General features: G+C 65.5%; 25 protein-coding genes. 8 read left to right on the top strand and 17 right to left on the bottom strand.

Annotation, left to right across the window (positions count from 1 at the left end):
- From nifE to nifH, 4 genes are all read right to left on the bottom strand, one after another.
- Complete coding sequence (gene nifE / locus QX073_RS08510) at positions 1-1,674, bottom strand: nitrogenase iron-molybdenum cofactor biosynthesis protein NifE (RefSeq protein ID WP_315768868.1); 1,674 nt, start codon at positions 1,672-1,674, stop codon at positions 1-3.
- Positions 1,675-1,806: 132 nt separating this feature from the next.
- Positions 1,807-3,366 (bottom strand): nitrogenase molybdenum-iron protein subunit beta, encoded by a 1,560-nt coding sequence (nifK, locus tag QX073_RS08505; RefSeq protein ID WP_315768870.1) that lies wholly within the window; start codon positions 3,364-3,366, stop codon positions 1,807-1,809.
- A gap of 83 nt (positions 3,367-3,449) precedes the next feature.
- Complete coding sequence (nifD, locus tag QX073_RS08500; RefSeq protein WP_315713160.1) at positions 3,450-4,952, bottom strand: nitrogenase molybdenum-iron protein alpha chain; 1,503 nt, start codon at positions 4,950-4,952, stop codon at positions 3,450-3,452.
- 73 nt (positions 4,953-5,025) lie between these two features.
- The gene (nifH, locus tag QX073_RS08495) at positions 5,026-5,913 is read right to left on the bottom strand and encodes a nitrogenase iron protein (RefSeq protein ID WP_315713086.1); all 888 of its coding nucleotides are present in this window, start codon (positions 5,911-5,913) and stop codon (positions 5,026-5,028) included.
- A gap of 449 nt (positions 5,914-6,362) precedes the next feature.
- Between nifH and QX073_RS08490 the strand changes: the two genes are divergently transcribed.
- Positions 6,363-6,755 (top strand): response regulator, encoded by a 393-nt coding sequence (locus tag QX073_RS08490; RefSeq protein ID WP_315752834.1) that lies wholly within the window; start codon positions 6,363-6,365, stop codon positions 6,753-6,755.
- Between the two features lie 45 nt (positions 6,756-6,800).
- The gene (locus QX073_RS08485) at positions 6,801-7,262 is read left to right on the top strand and encodes a SufE family protein (RefSeq protein WP_316225615.1); all 462 of its coding nucleotides are present in this window, start codon (positions 6,801-6,803) and stop codon (positions 7,260-7,262) included.
- Between the two features lie 265 nt (positions 7,263-7,527).
- Here QX073_RS08485 and QX073_RS08480 read toward each other — a convergent pair whose 3' ends face one another.
- From QX073_RS08480 to QX073_RS08450, 7 genes are all read right to left on the bottom strand, one after another.
- Positions 7,528-8,769 (bottom strand): cysteine desulfurase, encoded by a 1,242-nt coding sequence (locus QX073_RS08480; RefSeq protein ID WP_316183908.1) that lies wholly within the window; start codon positions 8,767-8,769, stop codon positions 7,528-7,530.
- Positions 8,770-8,772: 3 nt separating this feature from the next.
- Positions 8,773-10,098: a Fe-S cluster assembly protein SufD gene (sufD, locus tag QX073_RS08475; RefSeq protein WP_316183909.1), complete on the bottom strand. Its 1,326-nt coding sequence runs from the start codon at positions 10,096-10,098 to the stop codon at positions 8,773-8,775.
- A 14-nt stretch (positions 10,099-10,112) separates the two neighbouring features.
- Positions 10,113-10,874: a Fe-S cluster assembly ATPase SufC gene (gene sufC, locus QX073_RS08470; RefSeq protein WP_315752830.1), complete on the bottom strand. Its 762-nt coding sequence runs from the start codon at positions 10,872-10,874 to the stop codon at positions 10,113-10,115.
- A 37-nt stretch (positions 10,875-10,911) separates the two neighbouring features.
- Positions 10,912-12,432: a Fe-S cluster assembly protein SufB gene (gene sufB / locus QX073_RS08465; RefSeq protein WP_315768880.1), complete on the bottom strand. Its 1,521-nt coding sequence runs from the start codon at positions 12,430-12,432 to the stop codon at positions 10,912-10,914.
- Positions 12,433-12,470: 38 nt separating this feature from the next.
- Complete coding sequence (locus QX073_RS08460; RefSeq protein ID WP_008961670.1) at positions 12,471-12,665, bottom strand: 4Fe-4S dicluster domain-containing protein; 195 nt, start codon at positions 12,663-12,665, stop codon at positions 12,471-12,473.
- Positions 12,666-13,124: 459 nt separating this feature from the next.
- Complete coding sequence (gene nifA / locus QX073_RS08455; protein WP_315752828.1) at positions 13,125-14,864, bottom strand: nif-specific transcriptional activator NifA; 1,740 nt, start codon at positions 14,862-14,864, stop codon at positions 13,125-13,127.
- 422 nt (positions 14,865-15,286) lie between these two features.
- Entirely contained in the window at positions 15,287-16,135 is an 849-nt protein-coding gene (locus QX073_RS08450; protein WP_316225786.1) for an SDR family oxidoreductase, read from the bottom strand.
- A 397-nt stretch (positions 16,136-16,532) separates the two neighbouring features.
- On the opposite strand from QX073_RS08450, the gene QX073_RS08445 reads away from it, so the two are divergent.
- Both QX073_RS08445 and QX073_RS08440 read left to right on the top strand, forming a co-directional pair.
- On the top strand, positions 16,533-17,387 hold the full coding sequence (locus QX073_RS08445; RefSeq protein WP_315752826.1) for a xanthine dehydrogenase: 855 nt from the start codon (positions 16,533-16,535) through the stop codon (positions 17,385-17,387).
- A gap of 65 nt (positions 17,388-17,452) precedes the next feature.
- On the top strand, positions 17,453-17,695 hold the full coding sequence (locus tag QX073_RS08440) for a bacterioferritin-associated ferredoxin (protein ID WP_316225614.1): 243 nt from the start codon (positions 17,453-17,455) through the stop codon (positions 17,693-17,695).
- 81 nt (positions 17,696-17,776) lie between these two features.
- On the opposite strand, the gene QX073_RS08435 is transcribed toward QX073_RS08440, so the two are convergent.
- The gene (locus QX073_RS08435; protein ID WP_316225613.1) at positions 17,777-18,637 is read right to left on the bottom strand and encodes an SDR family oxidoreductase; all 861 of its coding nucleotides are present in this window, start codon (positions 18,635-18,637) and stop codon (positions 17,777-17,779) included.
- Between the two features lie 135 nt (positions 18,638-18,772).
- On the opposite strand from QX073_RS08435, the gene QX073_RS08430 reads away from it, so the two are divergent.
- Positions 18,773-18,943 (top strand): hypothetical protein, encoded by a 171-nt coding sequence (locus tag QX073_RS08430; RefSeq protein ID WP_316225612.1) that lies wholly within the window; start codon positions 18,773-18,775, stop codon positions 18,941-18,943.
- A gap of 230 nt (positions 18,944-19,173) precedes the next feature.
- Here the strand turns inward: QX073_RS08430 and QX073_RS08425 are convergent, their stop codons facing one another.
- The 4 genes from QX073_RS08425 to QX073_RS08410 form a co-directional block, all read right to left on the bottom strand.
- Complete coding sequence (locus QX073_RS08425) at positions 19,174-19,329, bottom strand: hypothetical protein (RefSeq protein WP_008961662.1); 156 nt, start codon at positions 19,327-19,329, stop codon at positions 19,174-19,176.
- Between the two features lie 25 nt (positions 19,330-19,354).
- Complete coding sequence (locus tag QX073_RS08420) at positions 19,355-19,543, bottom strand: DUF2934 domain-containing protein (RefSeq protein WP_315713177.1); 189 nt, start codon at positions 19,541-19,543, stop codon at positions 19,355-19,357.
- A 137-nt stretch (positions 19,544-19,680) separates the two neighbouring features.
- Entirely contained in the window at positions 19,681-20,037 is a 357-nt protein-coding gene (locus QX073_RS08415; RefSeq protein WP_316187009.1) for a hypothetical protein, read from the bottom strand.
- A gap of 103 nt (positions 20,038-20,140) precedes the next feature.
- On the bottom strand, positions 20,141-21,487 hold the full coding sequence (locus QX073_RS08410; RefSeq protein ID WP_315825182.1) for an ATP-binding protein: 1,347 nt from the start codon (positions 21,485-21,487) through the stop codon (positions 20,141-20,143).
- A gap of 154 nt (positions 21,488-21,641) precedes the next feature.
- On the opposite strand from QX073_RS08410, the gene QX073_RS08405 reads away from it, so the two are divergent.
- A complete protein-coding gene (locus QX073_RS08405; protein WP_315713180.1) occupies positions 21,642-22,262 on the top strand; it encodes a response regulator transcription factor in 621 nt (206 codons plus the stop codon).
- A gap of 85 nt (positions 22,263-22,347) precedes the next feature.
- Entirely contained in the window at positions 22,348-23,193 is an 846-nt protein-coding gene (fghA, locus tag QX073_RS08400; protein WP_315752820.1) for an S-formylglutathione hydrolase, read from the top strand.
- Between the two features lie 649 nt (positions 23,194-23,842).
- Here fghA and QX073_RS08395 read toward each other — a convergent pair.
- Entirely contained in the window at positions 23,843-24,322 is a 480-nt protein-coding gene (locus tag QX073_RS08395) for a DUF3280 domain-containing protein (RefSeq protein WP_315752900.1), read from the bottom strand.
- Between the two features lie 142 nt (positions 24,323-24,464).
- Here QX073_RS08395 and QX073_RS08390 point away from each other — a divergent pair, with 142 nt between their 5' ends.
- Entirely contained in the window at positions 24,465-25,673 is a 1,209-nt protein-coding gene (locus tag QX073_RS08390) for an ABC transporter substrate-binding protein (RefSeq protein WP_315752819.1), read from the top strand.
- The last annotated feature ends 141 nt before the right edge of the window (positions 25,674-25,814 follow it).

Genomic DNA, 25,814 nt, shown 5'->3' with positions numbered 1-25,814 from the left:
CTACTCCGCCGCCTGCAGCAGCTCGGCCGGCGCCTTGAACGTCGCCAGGATGTCCTCGACCCGGCCGGCGCAGGCGCCGCAGCCGCCCGAGGCGTTGGTGTGCTCGCGAACGCCGGCGACATCGGCGAGGCCATGGGCCTTGATCGCGTCCTCGATGGTGCCGAGATCGACCGACTTGCAGTGGCAGATCTTCTTGGCGCGTCGCGCGGCTTCCGCGGCGACCGGATCGGCCGCCAGCGCCGCCGCTTCTGCATTGACCTGGGCAATCGCCCTGGCCTGCCAGTTGCTGTCGGCCTGCTCCCAGGGCGCCCGCTTGCGCAGCTGCTCCCACATCGGGTTGTAGATCGCCTTGTCGATCTCCGCGACCAGCTTCACCATCCCGATATAGCCCATAAAGGCGTGGGAGCGCTCCTGGTTGATGTCGAGCCAGGGCATCGCCGCCTTCAGCGCCACGAATTGCGACTTGCCGCCCGAGAGCATGATGTCGGCCTTGGCGTCCTTGAGCATCTTGTACATTTCGCGCGGCGCCATATCGTCGATCATGTGCGCGTCCTGGCCCATCAGCTCCTTGATGCGCTCCTTGTCCTCCTTGGTGGACTTCTTGACGGAGGTGCCGACCAGCTCCATGCCGGCCTCCTGCAGCGCCGCTACGACTGACCACGACTTCACGCCGCCGGTGATCAGCAGCACCTTCTTGCCGGTGAGCCGCTTCTTGAACGGCTCGATCGCCGCCCAGGCCTTGGCCTCCTCGCGCGCGATCACCGCCTCGGTGCGGTCCAGCAGATCGGCCGGCGCGCCGCGCTCGACCAGGAGGCGCGCGATCTCGCGCAGCGAGTCCGAGGAGTCTTGGATGCCGTAGAACGATCCCTCGAAGAACGGAATGCCGTAGCGTTCCTCCATCTTGCGGGCGACGTTGATCATCGCCTTGGAGCACACCATCATCGCGGCGCGGGCGCGGTGCGACGAGGCGACGTCCTTGTAGCGGCCGTCGCCGGAGATGCAGGCGGAGATGCGGATGCCGAGTTCGTCGAACAGCGGCTTCACCTGCCAGAGCTCGCCGGAGAGATTGTATTCGCCGATGATGTTGAGGTCGTAGGGCGTTGTGACCTCCGGCTCGACGGTGCCGATGACGTGGTCGAGCAGCGCCTCGCCGGCGAGCTTGTTGCCGAGATTCTTCGGGCCGACGAAGCCGGGCGAGTTGACGGGGATGCAGGGCTTGCCAAATTTGGCCGAGGCCGCCTTGCAGACGGCATTGATGTCGTCGCCGGTCATGGCGGGCACGCAGGTCTGGTAGACGAAGACCGCCGGCGGATCGTACTTCTCGATGATTTCCTTGATCGCCTTGTACAGCCGCTTCTCGCCGCCGAACACGACGTCGGTCTCGTTGATGTCGGTCGTGAAACCGGTGCGCCAGATCTGCGAGCCAGACGAGGCCGCGCCGCGGTTGTCCCAGGAATTCCCCTCGCAGGCGATCGGTCCGTGCACGAGGTGCGCGACGTCGGTCAGCGGCTGCAAGGCGACCTTGGCGCCATCGAACGCGCACCCGCCCGCCGCACCGCCCGGCTGCAGCTGCTTGGTGCAGCCCTTCTTGCGCTCGGCCTCGGACTTGTTGGCGTTCTTGCCGCAACCCGGCTCGTTGAAGACGTTCTGGATCGTGGCAGACAGCGAGCTCATCGGCTTCTCCTGTTGGCGGACCTTCTGCGCGTCTTTTGGCCGAGGAGGCTCAGGCTTTCAGTGCCTTCCCCATGAGCCTCGTCGTCCAGATCGAGACGCGGCGGCCCTTGAGGGACCGCCGCGCGCCGTGTCCTAGCGGATGATGTCGAAGCTGTAGTCCGACTTGGCGGGCACGTTGGTGTTGCGGTCGATCTCGTCGAAGATCTTGTCGAGGATCGTGACAAGCACGTTCAGGCCGCCTTGATAGCCCCACACCGGATAGCGGTGCTTGTGGTGACGATCGAAGATCGGAAAGCCGATGCGGATCAGCGGCGTGCCGGTGTCGCGCTCCAGATACTTGCCGTAGGTGTTGCCGATCAGGAAATCGACCGGCTCGGTGAACAGCAGCGAGCGCATGTGCCACAGGTCCTTGCCGGGATACACGTGGCAGTTCTTTCCGAACGGCGACGAGTCGAACACGGCCTGCACCTTCTCGGCCCAATCCTTGTTGCCGTTGGTGGCGAGCACATGGGTCGGCTCGGCGCCGAGCTCGAGCAGGAACGCGGCGAGGCCGAGGCAGAGATCCGGATCGCCGTAGATCGCGAACTTCTTGCCGTGGATGTGGGCGCTGGAATCGGCGATCGCGTCGACCAGGCGGCCGCGCTCGAGCGCGAGCTGCTCCGGAATCTCCTTGCCGGTGATGCGTGACAGCGCCATCACGAAGGCGTCGGTGCCGGTTACGCCGACCGGATGGTTGAAGGAGACGACCTCCTGGCCGTGGTTCTTGATGAACGGCAGGGTCTTCTCGGTGCAGAAGTGCTGCATCGAGATCGTCGCCTTGGCGTGAATCGCGTTGGCCGCGTCCTCCAGCGTGGTGCCGCCATCATACATACGGAACTCGCCGTCGGTCGGCGTGTCGAACACGTTCGAATTGTCGCCGAGGATCGTGTACTCGATCCCCATCGCCTCGAAGATGTGCTTCACTTCCTTGATGTTGCCGACGGTGTAGCCATCGAAACCGCCGATGAAGTTGATCTTCTCGTTGGGAACGCGCTCCAGCTTCGGCGCGGTGCCGGCCTTGCCGTCCCAGAAGTGTTCGAGAATGCCCTTCATTGCATTGTCGTAGCCGGTGACATGGCTGCCGACGAAGGCAGGCGTATGGGCGAAAGGCACATCGAACTCGGCGGGAACCGAGCCCTTCTCCTTGGAGGTCTTGATGAAGGCGTTGAGGTCGTCGCCGATGACTTCCGCCATGCAGGTGGTGGAGACCGCGATCATCGACGGCTTGTACATGTTGTAGGCGTTGGCGAGGCCGTCGATCATGTTGTTGAGGCCGCCGAAGACGGCTGCGTCCTCGGTCATCGACGACGACACGCAGGAGCTCGGCTCCTTGAAGTGGCGCGACAGATGGCTGCGATAGTAGGCAACGCAGCCCTGCGAGCCGTGCACGAACGGCAGCGTCTTTTCGAAGCCGACGGCAACGAACACGGCGCCGAGCGGCTGGCAGGCCTTCGCCGGGTTGACGGTCAGCGCCTCGCGGGCGAAATTCTTCTCGCGATATTCGGGTGTCTTGGCCCATTCGCGGATGCGCTCGACCTCGGCGGGATCGCGCGGATTCTCGAACATCTTCTTCTTGTTCGCCAGCATCTGCTGGTATTCGGGACCACGGAAAAGCTCGAAGTGATCGAGCACATGTTCGGCACTCTGCGTCATGGGATAACCCTCTCTATGTTCCTGTGTCGATCAGGGAGCACTGGCTCTCCGCCGAAGGAGAGCCAGGCCGTGGGCGGCGGTGCTTACTCGGCTGCCTGAAGCAACGGCTTGGGCGCCTGCTTCCAGGGCGCCTTGGCCATCTTCCAGACCGGCGAGTTGATGGCCATGTCCATGTCGCGGGCGAAGATCGCGAACCCGTCATAGCCATGGTAGGGACCCGAGTAGTCCCAGGAATGCATCTGGCGGAACGGTACGCCCATCTTCTGGAACACGTACTTTTCCTTGATGCCCGAGCCGACCAGGTCCGGCTGGACCTTCTCGACGAACTTCTCGAACTCGTAGCCGGTGACGTCGTCGTAGATCAGCGTGCCGTCCTTGACGTAGTGCTGAGCGGTGCGCTGATAGTCGTCGTTGTGGCCGAACTCATAGCCGGTGCCGACGACCTCCATGCCGAGATCCTCGTAGGCGCCGATCACGTGGCGCGGACGCAGACCGCCGACGAACAGCATCACGGTCTTGCCTTCGAGGCGCGGCCGGTACTTGGCGATCACGGCGTCCATCAGGGGCTGGTACTTGGCGATGACTCGCTCGGCACCTTCCTTGATCTTGTCGTCGAAATAGCTGGCGATCTTGCGCAGCGATTCGGCGATCTTGCTCGGTCCGAAGAAGTTGTATTCGCACCACGGAATACCGTACTTCTCTTCCATGTGGCGCGAGATGTAGTTCATCGAGCGGTAGCAGTGCAGCACGTTGAGCTTCGCCTTCGGCGTCGCCTCGAGCTCTGCCAGCGAGCCGTCGCCCGACCACTGGGCGATCACGCGCAGGCCCATCTCCTCGAGCAGGATGCGGGACGACCAGGCGTCGCCACCGATGTTGTAGTCGCCGATGATCGCGACGTCGTAGGCCGACGGCTCGAAGCGCGGCGCGGCATCGGCCGGGAGCTTGTCGAACACCCAGTCCCGGATCGCGTCGTTGGCGATATGGTGACCCAAGGACTGGGAGACGCCGCGGAAGCCTTCGCAACGCACAGGGACGATGGTCTTGCCGTCATACTCCTTCGACTTGACCTTGGAGACGGCCTCGATGTCGTCGCCGATCAGGCCGATCGGGCATTCCGACTGCACGGTGATGCCGTTGTTCAGCGGGAACAGCTCCTGGATCTCGTCCATGATCTTGGCGAGCTTCTTGTCACCGCCGAAGACGATGTCCTTCTCCTGGAAGTCGGAGGTGAACTGCATCGTCACGAAGGTGTCGATGCCGGTCGTCCCGATGTAGTAGTTGCGGCGCGCCGCCCAGGAGTACTGGCCGCAGCCGACCGGGCCATGGCTGATGTGGATCATGTCCTTGATTGGGCCCCACACCACGCCCTTCGAGCCGGCGTAGGCGCAACCGCGGATGGTCATGACGCCGGGGATCGACTTGATGTTCGACTTGACGCCGCAATCCGACTTGCCGTTCTCATGCACGTTGAGATGCTTGGCGCGGCGCTTGGCGGTCTTTTCCGGATAGACCTTCAGGACCTCGGCGATCAGTTCCTTGTTGCGCGCCTTGATCTCGGCGACGCTTTGTTTCTCGGTGACGCTCATCTGGCTTTCCTCGATGATCGGTTGCGGAGGTGATCCGGCCCTTGGAGATGAAGGGCCGGAGCACCGGTGGCGGTTACGCCGTTGCGGCGAGTTCGGCGGCAGTCTTTCCGATCTGGGTTTCGTCGACGGCCTTCATGATGCCGTGCTCCATCAGCATGTCCTCGAGCTCGTCCATCGTGATCGGGGTCGGGATGATGCCCTTGCCGCCGTTGTTGTGGATCTTCTGCGCCAGCGAGCGGTAGTGCCCGGCCTGGACCGAATCCGGCGCATATTCCAGCACGGTCATGCGGCGCAGCTCGGCGTGCTGCACGATGTTGTCGCGCGGCACGAAGTAGATCAGCTGGGTGCCGAGCTTCTTGGCGAGAGCCTCCGCCAGCTCCAGCTCCTTGTCGGTCTGGCGCTCGTTGCAGACCAGGCCGCCCAGGCGCACGCCGCCGGAGTTCGCATATTTCAGAATGCCCTTGGAGATGTTGTTGGCGGCATACATCGCCATCATCTCGCCGGACATCACGATGTAGATCTCCTGCGCCTTGTTCTCGCGGATCGGCATCGCGAAGCCGCCGCACACGACGTCGCCGAGCACGTCGTAGGACACGTAGTCGATGTCCTCGTAGGCGCCGTTCTCCTCCAGGAAGTTGATCGAGGTGATGACGCCGCGGCCGGCGCAGCCGACGCCGGGCTCCGGACCGCCGGACTCGACACAGCGGATGTCGCGATAGCCGACCTTCATGACCTCCTCGATCTCGAGGTCCTCGACGCTGCCCGCGGCAGCGGCCAGGCTCAGGATCGTGTCCTGCGCCTTGGCGTGCAGGATCAGGCGGGTCGAATCCGCCTTGGGGTCGCAGCCGACGATCAGGATCCGATGACCCATCTCGGCGAGCGCCGCGAGCGTGTTCTGCGACGTCGTCGATTTGCCGATGCCGCCCTTGCCGTAGAATGCGATTTGTCGAAGTGATGACATTCTGCTCTCCATCAACCGATTGCCAATGTCCCGCATGCGCCTTGCATCGCGAGACCGCGTCCTCTCTCCAGAACCGGCAGACGGGTTATTGGGAAGGAGAGCATCGCTCGTCCGAAGCGTCGGCGTGCACTCAGCCCTCAACCATTGCCTGAGCCCAGTTTTGCAACGGCTGTGCCAGAGCTTTGGAATCGTTAAAAAGGCCATGTTTTGAAAGAGATGCGGCCAAGCTCGGCGCTAGGATGGACTTGTTGCAAATCCGACATCGGGGGTTTCCACCCGACGCTCCCGCGCCGTGCTGTCCGAAACGACACATGCCGCCGCGGCTCCGAGCGGCGCTTCCGTAGAGAACACCGCGGAGCGCTCGCGGGGGGCCGGTCAGGAGCGGCGGTACGGAGTTTGCTTGATGCAGATCAAACCCGCTTTCGAACGGGCCAGCAGGAGTACTTTTGATGGCGAGCAAGGCGCGCGTCTTTGTCATTGAAGCCGATCAGGTGATCCGCTCGGCGCTCGGCTACATTCTCAGTGAGCGTCACGAGACCTTCACCTTCGCGGAGACCGCCGACGCTTTGACCAAGGCGGCACGGACCTCGCCCGACGCCGTCCTCATCGGGATGAGCATCCTGGAGGACGACGGCGCCGAGACGGTCGGCATGCTCGCCCGGAAGATGCATCAGGCCGGCATCATCGTGGTCGCGGGATCGCCCCGGTCGCCGCTCGCGCTGGCCGGCCTGCGGCAGGGCGCGGAAGCCATCATCGCCAAGCCAATCACCTTCGACGGGGTCACGCACGCGGTCGATTCCGTGCTGGCGCGGCGCGGCAGCGAGCCTGACATGACGGCATAGCTGGCCCCGCATCTACGGAGATCGGCCGATGACGAGGAGAGGATGATGTTGAGGATGACCCAGACTGCGACGCCGGGGATACCGGACATCGAGGACATCGTCGAGAATTTCGCGCTGCTCGACGACTGGGACGACCGCTACCGCTACGTGATCGAGCTCGGCCGCGGCCTGCCGCCGCTGCCTGACATCGACCGCAATGATGGCAACAAGGTGCAAGGCTGCACCAGCCAGGTCTGGCTCGCCACCACCGTGCGGCACGACGCCGCAACGCCGGTGCTGCAGTTCGTCGGCGACAGCGACGCGCACATCGTGCGTGGCCTGGTCGCGATCCTCCTGGCGATGGTCTCCGGCCGCACCGCGCCGGACGTTCTCGCCGCCGATCCGATCGCCCTGTTCGAGAAGCTGGGCCTGCGCGAGCATCTCACGCCCCAGCGCTCCAACGGCTTCCGCTCGATGGTCAGCCGCATCAAGGCCGATGCGCAGGCGGCGATGGCTGCGGCGGCATAGGTTTAGTTGGTTGATTGCTGCTTTGATTGATCGCGCGTATCGCGGCGAACTCGCTGCACCCTCTCCCCTTGTGGGAGAGGGTGGCGGCCGAAGGCCGCCGGGTGAGGGGTTCTCTCGGCGCACTCAGAAAGTCATGGCTCGCGGAGACAACCCCTCACCCGAGCAATTCTAGGGCTGGTAGCGGTGCTGCCCTCTCCCGCAAGGGGAGAGGGCGCATCAACTAGCAGCGCTTCTTCGCGATCACTACGCGTAGGAAACGGCGCCTCTACGAAAAAAACTCCTGTGCCTTCTTCAGCGCACGGACCAGCACATCCACCTCTTCGCGCGTGTTGTACATCGCGAACGACGCGCGGCAGGTTGCGGTGACGCCAAAACGCTCCAGCAGCGGCATGGCGCAATGGGTGCCGGCGCGGACCGCGACGCCGGAGCGGTCGATGACGGTGGCGAAGTCGTGGGCGTGGGCGCCCTGCATCTCGAACGAGACGATCGCGCCCTTGTCGGCGGCGTTGCCGATGATGCGCAGCGAGTTGATTTCGCGCAGCTGCTCGGTGGCGTAGGTGACGAGATCATGCTCATGCGCCGCGATGCGCTGCTTGCCGATCGAGGCAACGTAGTCGATCGCGGCGCCCAGCCCGGCGGCCTCCACGATCGGCGGCGTGCCCGCCTCGAAGCGGTGCGGCGGATCGCCGTAGGTGACCCGGTCCCGCGACACCTCGCGGATCATCTCGCCGCCGCCGTTGAACGGCGGCATCGCCGCCAGCAGCTCACGCTTGCCGTAGAGCGCGCCGATGCCGGTCGGGCCATAGATCTTGTGCCCGGTGATGCAGTAGAAGTCCGCGTCGAGATCCCTGACGTCGACCTCCATGTGCACGGCGGCCTGGGAGCCGTCGATCAGCACCGGAATGCCGCGGTCATGCGCGATGCGGATGACCTCCTTGACCGGGACCACCGTGCCGAGCACGTTCGACATCTGCGTCATCGCCACCATCCTGGTGCGCGGCGTCAGCAGCTTCTCGAACTCGTCGAGCAGGAAGTTGCCGTCGCCGTCGACGGGAGCCCATTTGATCACGGCGCCCTGCCGCTCCCGGAGGAAATGCCAGGGGATGATGTTGGCGTGGTGCTCCATGATCGACAGCACGATCTCGTCGCCCGGCCCGATCCGCTCGCGCCCGAAGGTCTGCGCCACCAGATTGACCGCCTCGGTGGCGCCGCGCGTGAAGATGATCTGCTCCGGACTTTCGGCATTGAGGAACGCCGCGACCTTGGCGCGGGCGCCCTCGTAGGCCTCGGTGGCGGCGTTCGCGAGATAATGCAGGCCGCGATGCACGTTGGCGTATTCGGACGTGTAGACCTGGTTCATCCGGTCAAGCACCGCCTGCGGCTTCTGCGCTGACGCGGCGTTGTCGAGATAGACCAGCGGCTTGCCGTGGACCTGCATGCCGAGGATCGGGAAATCCGCGCGGATGCGGCCAACGTCGTAGCCGCTTCCCTGCACCGCTGCATGCATCACCTACTCCCGTTGTCCGAGCCAGCCCAGCATCGCCTCCGTCAGCGCCGCCCGCACGCTCTCATTGGCAGCGCCCTCGATGATCTCGCCGACGAAGGCCTGGATCAGCAGCGCCTTGGCTTCCTTCGGCGGAATGCCGCGCGCCATCAGATAGAACAGCAGCTCGTCATCGATCGCGCCGGTCGTGGTGCCGTGGCCGCATTGCACATCGTCGGCGAAGATTTCGAGCTCCGGCTTGCTGTCGGCTTCGGCCTCGTCGGACAACAGCAGCGCCCGTGACATCATCTTGGCGTCGGTCTTCTGCGCGCCGGGGCTGACCGTGATCTTGCCCTGGAACACCGCGCGCGCGGTGTCGCCGACGACAGCCTTGAAGGTCTCGCGGCTCTGGCAGTTCTCGGCGGCATGCTCGATCGCCAAGGTCGTGTCGGCATGCTGGGCGCCGGACAGCAGCGATCCGCCGCGGATGTCGGCTACGGTTCCCTCGCCCGCGATGTGCACGAACAGCTGGCTGCGCACCAGGCTGCCACCGGCGACGAAGCCGAGCTGATTGAAGGTCGCGCGCGCGCCGATATTGGCGAGCAGCGAGGAGATGTGCAGCGCGCTGTTGCCCTCCCGGGTCACCTTGACATGGTCGATCCGCGCCTCGTCGCCGACGACGAGCTGCATCGCGGTGTTGACCTGATATTCGCTGCCGTCGGGCCCCTGATGCGACTCGACGATGGTGGCGCTGGCCCCAGTTCCGATATTGACCAGCGACCGCGTGTACATCGAGGTTGCGACCCAGTTCGTCGTGACGAACGCGACGTGGATTGGCCGGCTCAGCGCCGTGCCCGGCGCCACCAGGATCACGACGCCATTGGCAGCCAGCGCGGTGTTGAGCGCCAGCGCCGGATCGTCGTCCGGCACGACCGGACCGAGCCGCTGCGACAGCAGCGGCTTGTCGGCCGCGAGCGCGTCGGCCATCGGCTGGATGGTGAGGCCGGGCCCGAGATCGGCGAGGTCGGACAGCTCGGGCACGAAGGCACCGTCAACGATCATCAGCTTGCGGAAGCCAGTGCCCGCGAACAGGTCGCTCGCCTCGCGCGCCTTGGTCTTGGCGGCGTCATCGGGCAGCGAGGCCAGCCGCTTGGCCTCCTTCATCTGCGTGCGCAGATCGGTGTAGCGCCACGCCTCGACGCGCCGATGCGGCAGGCCGACCGCGTTGAAGCGGTCAAAAGCGGCGGCGCGCACCGCCGTGATCTCCTCGCCGCCCGGCAGATAACGGCGGGCGCCCTGGTACAGATCGGCCAGCCCGAGCTCGGCCTTGGTCTTGCGGATCGCGACGCCCATGCTCGTGCTCCGCCCTACGCCGCTTCGCTCTGATACTGGGCGTAACCGGTCGCCTCGAGCTCGCGCGCGAGGTCCGCGGTCCCGGTGCGGACGATGCGGCCCGCCGCGAAGACGTGAACGATGTCGGGCACGATGTAGTCGAGCAGCCGCTGATAGTGGGTGATGACGATCATGCCCCGCTCGGCCGAGCGCAGCGCATTGACGCCGCTGGCGACCACCTTCAGCGCGTCGATGTCGAGACCGGAGTCAGTCTCGTCGAGCACGCAGAGCGAGGGCTGCAGCAGCGCCATCTGCAGGGTCTCGTTGCGCTTCTTCTCGCCGCCGGAGAAGCCGACATTGAGCGGCCGCTTCAGCATGTCGGCGTCGATGTTGAGCGTCTTGGCGATCTCGCGCACGCGCTTGATAAGATCCGGCGACGACAGCTCCTCTTCGCCGCGCGCCTTCCGCTGGGCGTTGAAGGCGGCCCGCAGGAACGTCAAGGTCGCGACACCCGGGATCTCCAGCGGATATTGGAACGCCAGGAACACGCCCTTGGCGGCGCGCTCATCGGCCTCCATTGCCAAGAGGTCCTCGCCGTTGAGATAGACCTCACCGGCGGTGACCTCGTAGCCGGGCTTGCCGGCGAGCACGTAGGACAGCGTCGACTTGCCGGCACCGTTCGGCCCCATGATGGCGTGGATCTCGCCCTTGTTCACGGTCAGGTCCAGGCCCTGGATGATCTTCCGTCCGCCGGCGATCTCGGCATGGAGCCCCTTGATTTCGAGCAAGGCCGTCATCGAACACTCCTTGTGATGTTGTCGCCGCGCGACGCCGTCATCCAACCGAACCTTCCAGCGAGATCGAGATCAGCTTCTGCGCCTCGACCGCGAACTCCATCGGCAGCTGCTGCAGCACGTCCTTGACGAAGCCGTTGACGACGAGCCCAACCGCCTCTTCCTGCGACAGACCGCGCTGGATGCAGTAGAACAGCACGTCCTCAGAGATCTTGGACGTCGTCGCCTCGTGCTCGAACACCGCCGACGAGTTCTTGGCCTCGATGTAGGGTACGGTGTGCGCGCCGCATTTGTCGCCGATCAGCAGCGAATCGCAGGCGGTGAAGTTGCGGGCGCCAGAGGCCTTGCGATGGGCGCTGACGAGGCCGCGATAGGTGTTCTGCGACTTTCCGGCGGCGATGCCCTTGGAGATGATCCGGCTCGACGTGTTCTTGCCGAGATGGATCATTTTGGTGCCGCTGTCGACCTGCTGGAAGCCGTTGGAGATCGCGATCGAGTAGAACTCGCCGCTGGAATTGTCGCCGCGCAGGATGCAGCTCGGATATTTCCACGTGATCGCCGATCCCGTCTCGACCTGGGTCCAGGAGATCTTGGAATTGGTGCCGCGGCAGTCGCCGCGCTTGGTGACGAAATTATAGATGCCGCCGACGCCCTCCGAATTGCCAGGGTACCAGTTCTGCACCGTCGAGTACTTGATCTCGGCATCATCCAGCGCGACCAGCTCGACCACGGCGGCGTGCAGCTGGTTCTCGTCGCGCTGGGGTGCCGTGCAGCCCTCGAGATAGGAGACGTAGGCACCCTTGTCGGCGATGATCAGCGTGCGCTCGAACTGGCCGGTGTTGCGCTCGTTGATGCGGAAATACGTGGACAGCTCCATCGGGCAGCGCACGCCCGGCGGGATGTAGACGAACGAACCGTCGGAGAACACCGCCGAGTTGAGCGTCGCGAAATAATTGTCGGTCGTCGGCACGACCGTTCCGAGATATTTCTGCACCAGGTCCGGATGCTCGCGCAGCGCCTCGGAGATTGGCATGAAGATCACGCCGGCCTTCTTCAGCTCCTCCTTGAAGGTCGTCGCCACCGAGACCGAATCGAACACGGCATCGACCGCGATCTTGCTGCGCGGCGTGGCCGCCTCGCCATCGGCGTCGGCTTCCGCGCCTCCAGCCGGGCGCTCGACGCCTTCGAGGATCTCGACCTCGCGCAGGGGAATGCCGAGCTTCTCGTAGGTCTTGAGGATCTCCGGGTCGATCTCGTCGAGCGAGGCCACCTTCTTCTTCGGCTTCGGCGCCGCGTAGTAATAGAGATCCTGATAGTCGATCTTCGGGTATCCGACACGCGCCCAGCTCGGCTCCGTCATGGTCAGCCAGCGGCGATACGCCTCCAGCCGCCATTCCAGCATCCAGGCCGGCTCGTTCTTCTTGGCCGAGATGAAGCGGATGGTGTCTTCCGACAGCCCCTTCGGAGCCTTCTCGGATTCGATGACGGTCTCGAACCCGTAGCGATATTGATCGACGTCGATGCCCTTGACCCGATCAATGGTCTCCTGAACCGCTGCCATCTCTCACTCCGCTTGCAATGTTTCCGCCGCGGCCCGCGTCAAGCGGGGACGCAGGTGTCCGGCACCGGACAGACGGCGGCGCATTGCGGCGCATCGAAGTGGCCCTCGCACTCCGTGCACTTCTTCGGATCGATGATGTACATGTCGTTCTTGAGCCGAATGGCCGCATTCGGGCACTCGAACTCGCAGGCCCCGCAGACCGTGCATTGTGAGGCGATGATCTTGTAGGCCATGTGCAGCTCCCCGCGATCCGTGCGACATCGAGCGATGTCATTCGCGCGATATCTTTCAAGCGCCGTGCCAGAGAGCATTTGGTTGATTTCTAAGGAGGATTCTAAACGTCGCAGGTCGCGGCGAGCTGTCGCTCTCCCGACAGCATGTCGCAAGTGCGACAGGGCGGGAGCAGCGTGTCGTCGGAGTCGAGGTCTCACTGCGCAATTGTCCGATGTCACCTCGCGCGCGAACGCCGGTCGTGACCCAGGTCGCTCCTCCGTCATTCCGGGGCGTGCGCAGCACGAGCCCGGAATCCACCGTGCGGCAGATCGCGCGGCGAAATGGATTCCGGCTCGTCGCGCTTCGCGCGTGCGTCGCCCCGGAATGACGGAGGAGATTGGGGCAACGCCGGAGCGTCAAAGTCCAAACGAAGAAGGGCGCGCTACTGCGCGCCCTTCGATCCCATCAAGCCGCGCCGCTCAGAACCGCTTGACCTCGATGTTGTGCTTCTTCAGCGCGTAGCCGATCTGACGCGGCGTGAGGCCGAGCAGGCGGGCGGCCTTGGCCTGGACCCAGCCGGACCGCTCCATCGCCTGCACGATTCGGTCGCGCTCCGGCACGGCGCCGCCCTCCGAACTATCGGAATACTCGCCGTCATCGGCATCGATCGCCGGCAACTCGACGGGAGCCTCGACCGGCGCCGAGGTCCGCGGCAGGATCGGCAGCGGCACGATCGGCTGGCCGCGCGGCGGCGGCGGGGTCACCGTGTTGCCCTTCCACAGGATCGCCGACATGCACTCGTTGCGGCTGCAGGCGAAGTCGTCCATACCGATCGCCGAGCCCGTCGCCATGGTCGCGGTCCGTTGCACGCAGTTCTCCAGCTCGCGCACGTTGCCGGGGAAGCCGCAATGCATCAGCACCTCGATCGCGCTGACGTCGAACGTCAGATCGCGCTCGTTCTCGCAATTGAAGCGGCGCAGGAACTCGCGCGCCAGCTGCGGAATGTCGCTGCGACGCTCGCGCAGCGGCGGCAGTTTGATGGGCACCACGCTGATCCGGTAGTAGAGGTCGGCGCGGAACTCGTTGCGCGACACCGCCTCCTCGAGGTTGCGGTTGGTGGCGGTGACGATGCGGACATCGACCTTGATGGTCTGGTTGCCGCCGACGCGCTCGAACTCCTGCTCCTGCAACACCCGCAAGAGCTTGGCCTGGAACGCCGGCGAGATCTCGCCGATCTCGTCGAGGAACAAGGTGCCCTTGTCGGCCAGCTCGAAGCGGCCTTTGCGCGCGTTGATCGCACCGGTGAAGGCGCCCTTCTCGTGGCCGAACAGCTCCGACTCCAGCACCGTCTCCGGCAATGCGGCGCAGTTGATCTTGATGAACGGCCGCTTCGCGCGATTGGACAGTTCATGGATCGCCTTCGCCACCAGCTCCTTGCCGGTGCCGGATTCGCCCCGCAACAGCACCGGCGCATTCGACTTGGCGACGACGTTGATCTTTTCCAACAGTGCGCGCAGCGCCGGGCTGTCGCCGACGATGCCGTCGACCAGCACCTTCTTGCGATCCTTCGGCGCCGGCTTCAGCTCCGACAGCTCCTTCTGCAGCCGGTGGCTTTCCGCCATCAGCCGCTCGCGGTCCCGCGCGACGACCCGATGAAGCTTGATGGTCTGGCCGATCAGGTTGGCGACCATGGTCAGAAAGCGGACGTCGGAATCGAGCCGGAACACGGCGCGGCCGTCCCAGACACGGTCGATCGTCAGCGTGCCGACGACGCGCTGGTCGATGCGGATGGGAACGCCGAGGAAGGAGACGCGGGTGTCGGCGCAGGCGCCGAGCGTGACCGCGTCGGCGGCGCTGAAGGCGGGATGATCGGCGACGTTCTCCGCGATCAGCGGCACGGCGGTGGCGACGATCTGGTCGATCGCCTTCTGCGGCAGACGTTCGCGATAGCGCTGATCGCTGCCTTCGCTCCACCCGGCCCCGACTGCGAGATCGGGAATGCCGTCATCGGCGAGCAGCGACACCACGCCGTGGCGCATCTGCATGAAGGACTGCAGCAGGTTGACGACGTTGGCGAGGGTGATCTCCAGCCGCGTCGGCGCGGCGAGGATTTTCGAGATTTCGAAAATTCCGGTCAGCGCGATCTCGCTGAGCGGGATCGGCACGGCGTTGGACCTGACGTCCTGAGCTTCGACCTGACGTGTTTCCGTTTGGACCATGGTCGCTTCTCTGATCGTCACGAACGCCTTGGTGAAGCCGCCCGTGATTGTAGGTGTTCTAACATCCTCCCTTAACTGCAGATGATTGTCGTGCCTAACTTTGCTGCATTGCCGCAGAAGTAGTGTGCAACGGACAGGCCAGAAAAGCTGCAGGCTTTCATGATGTTAACAAATTAGTTTACACCCGTCGCGATGCGTGCATTGCACGTCCGCACGGGCGGCAAAACGGTGCGCCTGACGATTTCGCGTTGTCTACTCGACACCTGATAGCTGCGCATCCGCTGGCCTGTTTGCGACCGGATCGCAACGGACGACACCTGAACACCAACTTTCCACTTGCGGCCCGCCGCTCGTCTCCTTGCGGCCAGCCACGGCATGACGCGTTCACATCCGCGTGTCGGCCGCGCGCGGCGGTGATCAACCTAGAGGTGCTGCCCCCCATTGATCTGAATCTCCTCGCCGGTCACGTAGCTCGCCGCATCCGAGCACAGGAAGAACAGCACCTTGGCGACCTCTTCCGGCGCGCCGATCCGGCGCATCGGAATCAGCGGCGAGAACCGCGCCTCGGTCTCCGGCGACACCATCTCGGTCTTGATCTCGCCTGGGGCGATGGCGTTGACGCGGATGCCGTGCGGCGCGAAATCGTGCGCCATCTCGCGGGTCAGGCAGGCGAGCGCCGCCTTCGAGGTCGCATAGGCGGTGCCCGCAAACGGATGGACGCGGGTGCCGACGATCGACGTCACGTTGACGACCGCGCCCTGCCCGCGCTTCAGCTCCTCGAACAGCCCGCGCGCGAGCAGGATCGGTCCGAGAAAGTTGACGTGAAAGACGGTCATCCAGGTCTCGACCGAGGTCGCGAGCGAATCCAGCCGGCCACCGTCCTCGGCCTTCGGCGAGATCGCCGCATTGTTGATCAAGGCATGCAGCGGCGCGCCGTCGAGCCGCTGCCTGATGTCGGCAATCGCACGCGGGATCGCCTTGCGATCGCTGAGATCGACCTGGACGTGGTTGTCGGGACCGGCGTCCCACGGACAGCGGCCGCCGTCGAACGGCTGGCGCGAGCAGGTGATGATGCGCCAGCCGGCGTCGGAGAACAGCTTTGCGGTCGCATGACCGATGCCGCGCGAGCCCCCGGTCAGCACGAGCGTTTTCTGCTCGGCGCGCGCGGGCCGCTCGGCGGCCGCCACGTCTCGATGGAACGGGCACGCCGTGATGGTCTGAGCCGCCTCCATGACGGGTTCGCGGACGTCCTGGTCGAGATCGAGGCTCACCTCATCCGTCCTGATCCTGCGCCGCAACGCCACCAGGACGCCGGCTGCCAAGCTTCGGCTGCTGCCTTTACCTCAGACGTGATCTGGGCGCAGGCTCCGTAACGATCGGAAATACCAGGGGTATCGCCATGCGCCGGCTGTGCAGATTCCGGGCCAGCGAAAACGGCGGGCAAAGCAGCTTTTCCTGTCGGGTTCGCGACAGATTGGCGGGTTCTGGACACATCCAGCGTCGGCTTTTGTGCCGCGTCCTTTGCAGGACCTTCACAGAGCGATCGTTTTCAGAACGATGCCTGATGGTCCAACTCTTGCTCGACGGATCTGATCATTCGAACTGGAAGACCGCTTGTCAGTCGCACGACCGACAGCCACGAGACGCCAACACCGTATGGACCAGGACATGGGGACGAATGCAGTGCGCTTCGCCGTGGTCCTCGGGACCAACGATGTCGCGTCGGCGATCGGCGTGCATCTGCATCGTGCGGGCTTCTGCGTGGTGCTGTCGCATGATCCCAATCCGCCGGTCATGCGCCGTAAGATGGCGTTTCACGACGCCCTGTTCGGCGACACGGTCCGCATCGAGAACGTGACGGGCGAGCGCATCGAGAGCACGATGGAGGTGTTCAAGGCGCTCGGCAATCCCCGGCACGTCCTTGTCACTCCACTCGGGTTGCTCGATCTCCTGCCGGTCCGTACCATCGACGTCCTGATCGACGCGCGGATGCAGCGGCGCGCGGTGACCCCGAATTTGCGCGGCATGACGCGGCTCTCGATCGGCATCGGTCCGGGCTTCTCGCCATCAGCCAATTGCGATATCGCAATCGAGACTCGGCCGGGCCGGCTCGGCCAGATCGTGCGCGAGGGCTGGACGCTGGCAACGGATGACGTCGGCGCGCTCGTCGGTGTCGAGCGCCTGGTGCATTCGCCGCATGAGGGCCGATGGCATACCCCGATCGAGATCGGCACGCGCATCTACAAGGGCTTCGTGATCGGCCATCTCTCCGGCGCACCGGTCACGGCCCCCTATGACGGCATCCTGCGCGGCATCGTCCGCGACGGCAGCGACGTGCCGGCCGGCGTCGCGCTCGCCGAGATCGATTCCCGCGGCCGTCATGCGCAGTGGACCGGGATCGATGCGCAGGGACAGGCGCTCGCCCAGGCGACGTTGGCCGCAATACGGCTGCATGCCGCGAACCGCATCGGGACGACCGCAAGCGTGCCCGCGCATCAGGTCGCTTCGAACGATTCTGACTAGCCCGCGCCGTGCGCGCCGACCTTGGCATCCCGGTTGCTTATCGTTTGCAGGAGCGAGCAACAGCCATGATCATCTGTTCCTGCAACGTCATCAGCGACACGGCCATTCGCGACATCGTCACGGCGGCCGACATCGTCTTCGGCTCGCCGGCGCAAGTGTATGATTGTCTCGGCTGCATGGTCCAATGCGGCCTCTGCTCGCGCTCGGTGAAGCGGATTCTCGACGAGCGGCAGGGTGATACGGCCGCTGCGGCGGTGTGGCCGGTGCAGGCCGAGCCCGCGCCGTGCGCGATGATGTCCGCCGCTTAGCACCGGCACGCGCATGACGTGCCGACGTACGGACTTGTCGGATGTCGGACAAATGCGACAGCAGACGATGTGCACCGGTCCTCAGATGAACGGCTTGCCGCCGGTGACGGCGACCGTCGTCCCCGACGTGTAGCTCGACAGGGGATCGGCGAGCATCACATAGGCGGTGGCCAGCTCGGCCGGCTCGCCGGGGCGCTTCATCGGCACCTGCTGGCCGAACGTCTTCACCTTTTCCTCCGGCATGGTCGAGGGGATCAATGGCGTCCAGATCGGACCAGGCGCCACCGCGTTGGCGCGGATGCCCTTACCGGCCAGCATCTGGGCGAGACCCGCGGTGAAGTTCTGGATCGCGCCCTTGGTGGTGGCGTAGGCGAGCAGCGTCGGATTGGGCATGTCGGAATTGACCGAGGCCGTGTTGACGATCGCGCTCCCCGGCTTCATGTGCGGCACGGCCGCCTTGGCGAGATAGAACATCGCATGGATGTTGGTGCGGAACGTCGTCTCCCATTCTTCGTCCGAGATGTCGCCGATGTCGCTGAACGTCGCCTGATGGGCGGCGTTGTTGACCAGAATGTCGACGCCACCGAGCTCATCGACGGCGCGCCGGATGATGGCCCTGCAATGCGCGGGGTCCTGGATGTCGCCGGGCATCAGCACCGCCTTGCGGTCCTCCTTCTCGACCAGCGCTTTCACCTCCCTGGCATCATCGTGCTCCTGCAGGTAGGCGATCAGGATGTCGGCGCCCTCGCGCGCATAGGCGATCGCGACCGCACGGCCGATGCCGCTGTCGCCGCCGGTGATGACGGCCTTCTTGCCGGTCAGTTTTCCCGAGCCCTTGTAGCTGGCCTCGCCATGGTCGGGCCGCGGCTGCATCGCCGCGGTCGTTCCCGGCATGGCCTGTGACTGCGGCGGAAACGGCGGTTTGGGATGATGATCGGACATCTTGATCTCCTGCAGGTTGCTGCAGCTTCAATCGCAGCGCCGGGGCGGCGTTCCTGCCGCCGCGGCGCGCGGATCGCTCGGAACGTGAGCACACCGCGCGCATTGCCCTGATGCGAACAGCGAGAGGATCAGGCGATGGCAAAAGACCTCCCCATCAACGGACGCGAGCCCGACCGCTCAGAGGACGACATCCAGCGCGATCAGCTCGGCCCGCGCGGCGTGCCGGGCGCAGCGGATCCGGCGAAGATGACGCCGCAGCGCGACAAGAAGACGCCGGATGATGTCGATCCGGGTCACACCGCGTGACGGCACGGGTCCCCGTCAACGGAGAGACGCCTTCATCTCGGCGTTGTTCATCTCATCCTTGCTGAGGCGATACGGGCCATGGTCCCGGCTGCGGCCGCCCCCTCCCTCCTTCCCTTGAAGGGCAGAGAGAGGCAGCGCTGCGGCCCGCAACGACGGCCGGGTTGAACGAGGCCTTCCTCAACACTCCTGGAGTTCATCGATCGCGCGAGAGCGGCGCATCTCCGCCCACCTCAATGCGTTTTGCTCTCGCCCCACTTCTCGAGGTCCTTCGCCGCTTCCGAGCGCTGCTCCTTCTCGGGTTTCTCGGCCCAGGGCTTGTCGGTCTGCTTCATCGAGCCCCAGTCGCTTTCCTGGCGCGGATCGTCCTTCGGCGTTTCCTTGCTCATCAGTTCGTCCTTTTTCTGCTCGCACTCACCCCGGCAGGATCGTCGGCGGCGGCGCCGTCGCCTCGTCGTGAAGCTCGCTCATCTCGCCGATCTCACGCTCGGCCTGATACCAGAACTCATCCTCGCGGCCGTCGGGCCGGCCGGCCTGCTCCCAGAGCTGGTGAGCGCGCCTGCGAATCCTCTCCTGAAGTTCAGTGTCGCTGGTCCGGTCCATGGTTCTCCCTCGCATGCGGCTGCCTCGGTGGCATGACCTTGCGTGGCAATCATCCGAACGAGACGAAGTTCCAAGGCACGGCGCGCACGGGCGATCCGCCGCAGCGGCGCGGCGAGAGAACGCGGCGCACCGCCTCTTCAGCTCAGATTGCCCGGCATGAAGCAGCGGATGGAAGTGCCGAGTGATCCCTTGATCGGCCACACCATGGTGCGCCCGGCACGGTTGGGCTCCGTGATGACCGCATCGTCCGGCACGACGATCCATTGACCGTCGAGCCGCACCAGGTAATGCGTGCCTTCGAGGTCCCAATCCGGATCGGACACCGCGAAGCCGTCGGCGTCCGAGCAGCACGGGCCGCGACCACTCTTGAGGCTGTCGAACCAGCCCTTGAGCGGCGAGTCGGCGTAGCGGCCGTCGTCACGCGCGACGGCATTGTGGAACGACAGCGCGGCCAGCAGGGCTGCGCCGCTCAGCACAGGCAAGGTTCTGGACATCTGATCACCGCGAGCTGCCGGCGCGTGCTCCGGATTGCGGCTCACGCCCCTTGCAAGTAGCTCGTTGAATGCGCCGTCCGATCGTTGGTTCCTAGCCCACGGCTCACGCTGCATCCGCCGGCACCATGGCCTCGATCGTGACGCCCGTGCCGGTAGAAGCCACCGTCAGCGTGCCGCCGAGCGCCAGCAGCCGCTCGCGCATGCCGGTGAGGCCGAATCCGAGCTTGTGCTCCGGGCTGAACCCGCGGCCGTCGTCGCGGACGCGCACCCGCGTGTAGCTGCGGCGATGACCGGCCGTCGTCTGCTGCAGCGGCTCGATGGTGACGTCGACCGTGGTGGCCTCGGCGTGGCGGAACACGTTGGTCAGCGCTTCCTGCACCACCCGGTAGATCGTCAGCTCCGCCGTCTCATTGCTGCGCGCGACCGTGTCGGTGAACCTGGTCTCGATCGCGACCTCGGGCCGCGACTCCCGCCACAGCCGCACCAATGCGCCGAGCGCTTCGCGCAGGCCCAGCTCGGCGAGACCCACGGGCCGCAGCCGCTCGAGGATGCGGCGGTTGAACTGCTGCACGGCGTTGACCTGGTCGAGGATCGCCTGGCCGTGACGGCGCATCGCCGCGACGTCGAGCGTCGCAGCGTCCGGCAATCGCATCAGCGCGCTGGCATGGGCGCGCAGCGCGAACAGATGCGGCCCGAACTCGTCGTGCAGCTCGCGCGCGATCTCCTTGCGCTCGTGGTCCTGCAGCGACACCGTGCGCTCGGCCAGGCGGCGCTTCTCCTCCACCGCCTCACCGAGCGCGCCGGCGAGATGGTTGAGCTTGGCGCAGAGCGCCGCGAGCTCGGGCGCGCCGCCCGGCTTGACGCGGGTATCGTAGGCGCCGGCCTCGATCTGGCTCATCGCGTCCGACAGATCCGAAAGCGGCGCCAGCGCGCGACCGACCACGAGCATGGTGATCGCAAACAGCGCCAGCCCGACCAGCGAGCCGACGACGAGCTGGGTGACGATGCCGTCCCAGATTTCCGCGATCTCGTCGTCGGGGTGCGACGTGATCACCAGCGTTTCGCTCCGCCCCGCGACGATGACCGGCATGCTCACCGAGGTCTTGTCGGGATGCACCAGTGCGATGAACCATGCCGGCGCCGCGCGGCCGACGCCCGGAGAGGGCGGGGTCTGCACCGGCATGCCCTGCCGTCTCACGCTGACGTGACGAAGCTGTCGGAGATCGCCGACGATCCGATCGAGGCGCGCGCTCGGATCCGGCGCGTCGTTGACCTCGTCCATGATGGTCTCGACAAAGGCCCGCGTCAGGCGGATGACGCTCTGGTCCTCCGCCAGCACGCGCGGCGCCGCCTCCAGCACGAGACGGCCGATGTTGATGGCGAGGCCCAGCGTCAGCAGCAGCGCCAGCAGCACGTTGATGCGGGTCCGCAACGACCAATTCTGCCACATTCTCTCCGCCTCACGGCCACCGTGTTTCATACGCACTCACATTGACAGACAAATCCGCCGGCGATCTAATTGCAACATCATGCAATATCGCGCAGCATGCATCCATGATGCATCGCAACAATGACGCGAGTTGGAAGTCCGGGACCCCAAGGCCATGCGCGTACTGATCGTCGATGACCATCCCATTGTGGCATCAGGCTGCCGGGCCCTGCTCTCGACCGATCCGGACCTCGAGCTGCTCGAAGCCGCCGATGCCGAGAGCGGCGAAGCCAGCTTCATCGCGCGCCGGCCGGACGTCTGCGTCGTCGACATCAACCTGCCGACCGTCTCCGGCTTCGAGCTCGCGCGGCGCATCCTCGCCCACGATGCCAATGCCCGGTTGATCATGTTCAGCATGAACGACGATCCGGTGTTCGCCGCGCGCGCCATCGACATCGGCGCCAAGGGCTACGTCTCGAAGAGCGGCGATCCGAACGATCTCGCCGAGGCGATCCGCGAGGTCGCCCGCGGCGGCAGCTATCTGCCGCCTGCGATCGCGCGCAGCATCGCCTTCGCGGGCGCCGCGGTTGCGCAGAGCCCGCTGGCGAAACTGACCTCGCGGGAGCTCGAGATCCTTCGCCTGCTCAGCGCCGGCAAGAGCCTGTCGGAGATTGCCTGGCTGATCCACTCGTCCTACAAGACCGTCGCCAACACCTCCTCGATCATCCGCCAGAAGCTCGGCGTGCGAACATCCGGCGAGTTGGTGCGTTTGGCGATCGAGAACGGCGTCGCTTGACTCGTCCCGATTGAACGACGCAGCCTGACACGCGTTGGCGGCACGCGCGCCAGCGGCCCGACATCATTGCCGAACAGGTGATCCCATGACCCTCACGACCGTCTCCCAGAACAAGTCCCATGGCGGCGTCCAGGGCGTCTACCGCCACGCCAGCCAGGAGACCAAGACCGAGATGACGTTCTCGGTGTTCGTGCCGCCGCATGCCGACGGCGCGAAGCTGCCGGTCGTCTGGTATCTCTCCGGCCTGACCTGCACCCACGCCAACGTCACCGAGAAGGGCGAGTTTCGTGCCGCCTGCGCCGAGCTCGGCCTGGTCTTCGTGGCGCCCGACACCTCGCCGCGCGGCGACGGCGTGCCGGGCGATCCCAACAATGCCTATGATTTCGGCCTCGGTGCCGGCTTCTATGTCGACGCGACCGAGGCGCCGTTCGCGAAGAACTACCGGATGTGGAGCTACGTCACCGAGGAGCTGCCGAGCGTGGTCGCGGCGAACTTCCCGGTCGATCCGCGCCGCCAGTCGGTGATGGGCCACTCGATGGGCGGCCATGGCGCGCTCACGGTGGCGCTGCGCAACCCGGACCGCTACCGCGCGGCCAGCGCGTTCTCGCCGATCGTCGCGCCCTCGCAGGTGCCGTGGGGCGAGAAGGCCTTGGGCGGCTATCTCGGCGCCGACAAGGCGGCGTGGCGCAAGCACGACGCGGTGGCGCTGATCGAGGACGGCGCGCGCGTCTCCGACCTGCTGGTCGATGTCGGCACCGCCGATCAGTTCCTGACCCAGCAGTTGCGCCCGGAGCTGCTCAAGGCGGCCTGCGACAAGGCCCACATCCCGCTGCTGCTGCGCAAGCAGGAGGGCTACGACCACAGCTACTACTTCATCTCGACCTATATGGCCGATCATCTGCGCTGGCACGCGGCGCGGCTCGCACGCTGATATCAGCCGCGGACGTGATTTGCCCGACGGGTGCGATGACGCGCCCGTCGAGGCGTTCTTGTCGTGCCCGGCGCCCGGATTCCACGTGCGCGACGACGGGGATTTCGCTCGGCGCCACAAGGCGATCCCAGTGTCCAGCCCGGCGGCAACAAAAATTTCACTTTCGTTTTTCCGGAAATCGTGATTGTCTAGCGCCATCCCGCCTCGTCGAGAGGGCGTATCGCGGTCGTCACGAACGTGGAGGTGGGATGCGGTGGACGCCGGCGGCGCGCAGCATGCTCAGGGCATCACATGCCCCGTGAGAGCGTGCGGACGAACGCGTCACGGCGTACGGCCAAGTCGCGTGGTCCTGGCATCCCGATGCCGATGCCTCCGCGGCGGCGCGCTCACAGCGCGTCGTCGCGCACGGTGACCAGAACGCCCGGCGCACCGGGGAGAACGCGAAGCAACCGTTAAGACCATCCGCGCAGGGAGGGCCGGGATGTCCCAGCCGAACCTGTGGTACCTGCCGCCTGCATTTCTTGTCGCAGGCGGGCCATGGGGGCGGCAGGCTCCCGGCCTTCCCTGCGCCTCTTGTTTTCCAAGGGGCGACCGGCACGCAAAGCTCGGGCGTCATTCGCCGCGAGAATGCACCGTCATATCTCGTCAGCTACTGCGCCTGCGGCGCGCCGTAGTTCGGCGCCAGCAGGCGGTTGCGGACGAGCCAAGCCATGGTGCGCGTCCAGGATTCGTCGGTGTTGCCGCGCATATCCGCAGTCATCGCCGCGACCGGCTTGCCGGTATGAACGTCGCGCAGATAGATGTTCATGTTGAGGATGAGATTGGAGACCTTCTGCACCGTCCCGGTGATGGCGAGATCGGCGCCGATGTCGCCCGCGAGCTTGACGTCGCAGCCGCCGCAAGCCTGCAGATTGCTGTGGTGCGCCGCATCGTTGACGGGAGCGATGTCGAGCACGCGAAAACGTCCGGAGTCCTGCAGCGCCGCGCGCAGTTGCTCGGCCGCATGCGCCAGCCTGTTCTGCTCGTCCTGGCGCGGGCCCTGCACCTCGCCCTGCAGGCTGGTGTCGATCAGCTCGAAGTCGAACACCGCCACCTTGGTCGGCTCGGCATGCACTGATGTCGCAGACATCAGGATCAGGAACGCGGGGAGAACGGCAGGTTTCAAGGTCGTGATCCGAAATGACGCGACAGCGGCCAAAAGTGGGGTTGAAAGCTAGGCCAATTCGTTCATCTTGCAAGGCGAAACCTCGCCGGACAAGGACGAGGGAACAATGGGAGGACGTGTGGTCCTGGGAGTTCTGGCCCGATCTCTGATGGGCGCGATCGGCCTCATCGCCGCCGCAACCGCCGCCAGCGCGGCGGATCCGGTCGACATCGCGATCGGCTATCTCGGCCGCGCGAGCTTGCCGCAGACCTTGTCGCCGCTCGACCAGCCTGCGGCCGATGATGGCGTGGCCGGCGCGAAGCTCGCGATCGAGGACAACAACACCACCGGCAAGTTCCTCAACCAGCGCTTCACTTTGATCGACCGCCGCGTCAAGGATGACGAGGACGCCGCGCAGGCCGCCAATGAGCTCGCCGGCAAGACGGGATTCGTCCTCGTGGACCTGCCGGCGGATGCGGTGCTGAAGGCCGCAGATGCGTTGCGGGGCCGCGGCGTCACCTTGCTCAATGTCGGCGCCACCGACGACCGCCTGCGTGAGCAGGACTGCCGCGCCAACGTCATCCATGTCGCACCGACGCGCTCGATGCTGGCCGACGGCCTGGCGCAATATCTGGTCTGGAAGCAGTGGAAGCGCTGGCTGCTCGTCACCGGCTCGCACGACAGCGACAGACTGTTCGCCGACGCGCTGCGCCGCGCCGCCACCCGCTTCGGCGCCAAGATCGTCGAGGAGCGGACCTTCGAGGACACCGGCGGCGCGCGCCGCACCGACAGCGGCGTGACCTTGATCCAGCGCCAGATGCCGGTGTTCACGCAGAAGGCGCCGGCCTATGACGTGCTGGTCACCGCCGACGAGAGCGAGGTGTTCGCCAACTATCTGCCCTACCGCACCTGGGATCCGCGCCCCGTCGCGGGCTCCGCCGGCCTGCGGCCGACGAGCTGGGATCCGGCGCAGGACCAGTGGGGGGCGACGCAGTTGCAGAACCGCTTCATGAAGCTCGCCTCGCGCCGCATGGACGCCTTGGACATGCAGGCCTGGATGGCCGTGCGCATGGTCGGCGAGGCCGCCTCGCGCACCAACTCCGGCGACGCCAAGACGATGGCCGACTACCTCAAGGGCCCGAACTTCACCATCGCCGCCTTCAAGGGCACCCGCCTCTCCCTGCGCGACTGGAACCTGCAATTGCGCCAGCCGATCCTTCTGGCCGACGGCCGCATGATCGTCTCGGTCTCGCCGCAGGAGGGCTTTCTGCACCAGGTCTCCGAACTCGACACGCTCGGCGTCGACCGCCCCGAAACCAAGTGCAAGCTGCAATGATGTCGGATCGAACCATGCTGATGAGAATGCCTAGTCCGATATGCCGGGCCGACATGCGTGCTGGTGTGGAGCCTTCCGCACACGCGCGTCCCGAAGGGCGATCGCAGCTTTGCAAGCGCTTCGGCACAGCAGTCAGCCTGC

The organism is Bradyrhizobium sp. SZCCHNS3052 (assembly GCF_032484495.1).
In the GTDB taxonomy this organism is placed as follows: Bacteria; Pseudomonadota; Alphaproteobacteria; order Rhizobiales; family Xanthobacteraceae; genus Bradyrhizobium.
The sequence above is the reverse complement of the archived record's forward strand: the minus strand, read 5'-3'. Positions and strand labels throughout refer to the sequence as shown.

Bases quoted from the DNA above. Each gene is read 5' to 3' on its own strand.
- nifE (WP_315768868.1), bottom strand. From the start codon at position 1,674: ATGAGCTCGCTGTCTGCCACGATCCAGAACGTCTTCAACGAGCCGGGT.
- nifK (WP_315768870.1), bottom strand. From the start codon at position 3,366: ATGACGCAGAGTGCCGAACATGTGCTCGATCACTTCGAGCTTTTCCGT.
- nifD (WP_315713160.1), bottom strand. From the start codon at position 4,952: ATGAGCGTCACCGAGAAACAAAGCGTCGCCGAGATCAAGGCGCGCAAC.
- nifH (WP_315713086.1), bottom strand. From the start codon at position 5,913: ATGTCATCACTTCGACAAATCGCATTCTACGGCAAGGGCGGCATCGGC.
- QX073_RS08490 (WP_315752834.1), top strand. From the start codon at position 6,363: ATGGCGAGCAAGGCGCGCGTCTTTGTCATTGAAGCCGATCAGGTGATC.
- QX073_RS08485 (WP_316225615.1), top strand. From the start codon at position 6,801: ATGTTGAGGATGACCCAGACTGCGACGCCGGGGATACCGGACATCGAG.
- QX073_RS08480 (WP_316183908.1), bottom strand. From the start codon at position 8,769: ATGCATGCAGCGGTGCAGGGAAGCGGCTACGACGTTGGCCGCATCCGC.
- sufD (WP_316183909.1), bottom strand. From the start codon at position 10,098: ATGGGCGTCGCGATCCGCAAGACCAAGGCCGAGCTCGGGCTGGCCGAT.
- sufC (WP_315752830.1), bottom strand. From the start codon at position 10,874: ATGACGGCCTTGCTCGAAATCAAGGGGCTCCATGCCGAGATCGCCGGC.
- sufB (WP_315768880.1), bottom strand. From the start codon at position 12,432: ATGGCAGCGGTTCAGGAGACCATTGATCGGGTCAAGGGCATCGACGTC.
- QX073_RS08460 (WP_008961670.1), bottom strand. From the start codon at position 12,665: ATGGCCTACAAGATCATCGCCTCACAATGCACGGTCTGCGGGGCCTGC.
- nifA (WP_315752828.1), bottom strand. From the start codon at position 14,864: ATGGTCCAAACGGAAACACGTCAGGTCGAAGCTCAGGACGTCAGGTCC.
- QX073_RS08445 (WP_315752826.1), top strand. From the start codon at position 16,533: ATGGGGACGAATGCAGTGCGCTTCGCCGTGGTCCTCGGGACCAACGAT.
- QX073_RS08440 (WP_316225614.1), top strand. From the start codon at position 17,453: ATGATCATCTGTTCCTGCAACGTCATCAGCGACACGGCCATTCGCGAC.
- QX073_RS08435 (WP_316225613.1), bottom strand. From the start codon at position 18,637: ATGTCCGATCATCATCCCAAACCGCCGTTTCCGCCGCAGTCACAGGCC.
- QX073_RS08430 (WP_316225612.1), top strand. From the start codon at position 18,773: ATGGCAAAAGACCTCCCCATCAACGGACGCGAGCCCGACCGCTCAGAG.
- QX073_RS08425 (WP_008961662.1), bottom strand. From the start codon at position 19,329: ATGAGCAAGGAAACGCCGAAGGACGATCCGCGCCAGGAAAGCGACTGG.
- QX073_RS08420 (WP_315713177.1), bottom strand. From the start codon at position 19,543: ATGGACCGGACCAGCGACACTGAACTTCAGGAGAGGATTCGCAGGCGC.
- QX073_RS08415 (WP_316187009.1), bottom strand. From the start codon at position 20,037: ATGTCCAGAACCTTGCCTGTGCTGAGCGGCGCAGCCCTGCTGGCCGCG.
- QX073_RS08410 (WP_315825182.1), bottom strand. From the start codon at position 21,487: ATGTGGCAGAATTGGTCGTTGCGGACCCGCATCAACGTGCTGCTGGCG.
- QX073_RS08405 (WP_315713180.1), top strand. From the start codon at position 21,642: ATGCGCGTACTGATCGTCGATGACCATCCCATTGTGGCATCAGGCTGC.
- fghA (WP_315752820.1), top strand. From the start codon at position 22,348: ATGACCCTCACGACCGTCTCCCAGAACAAGTCCCATGGCGGCGTCCAG.
- QX073_RS08395 (WP_315752900.1), bottom strand. From the start codon at position 24,322: ATGTCTGCGACATCAGTGCATGCCGAGCCGACCAAGGTGGCGGTGTTC.
- QX073_RS08390 (WP_315752819.1), top strand. From the start codon at position 24,465: ATGGGAGGACGTGTGGTCCTGGGAGTTCTGGCCCGATCTCTGATGGGC.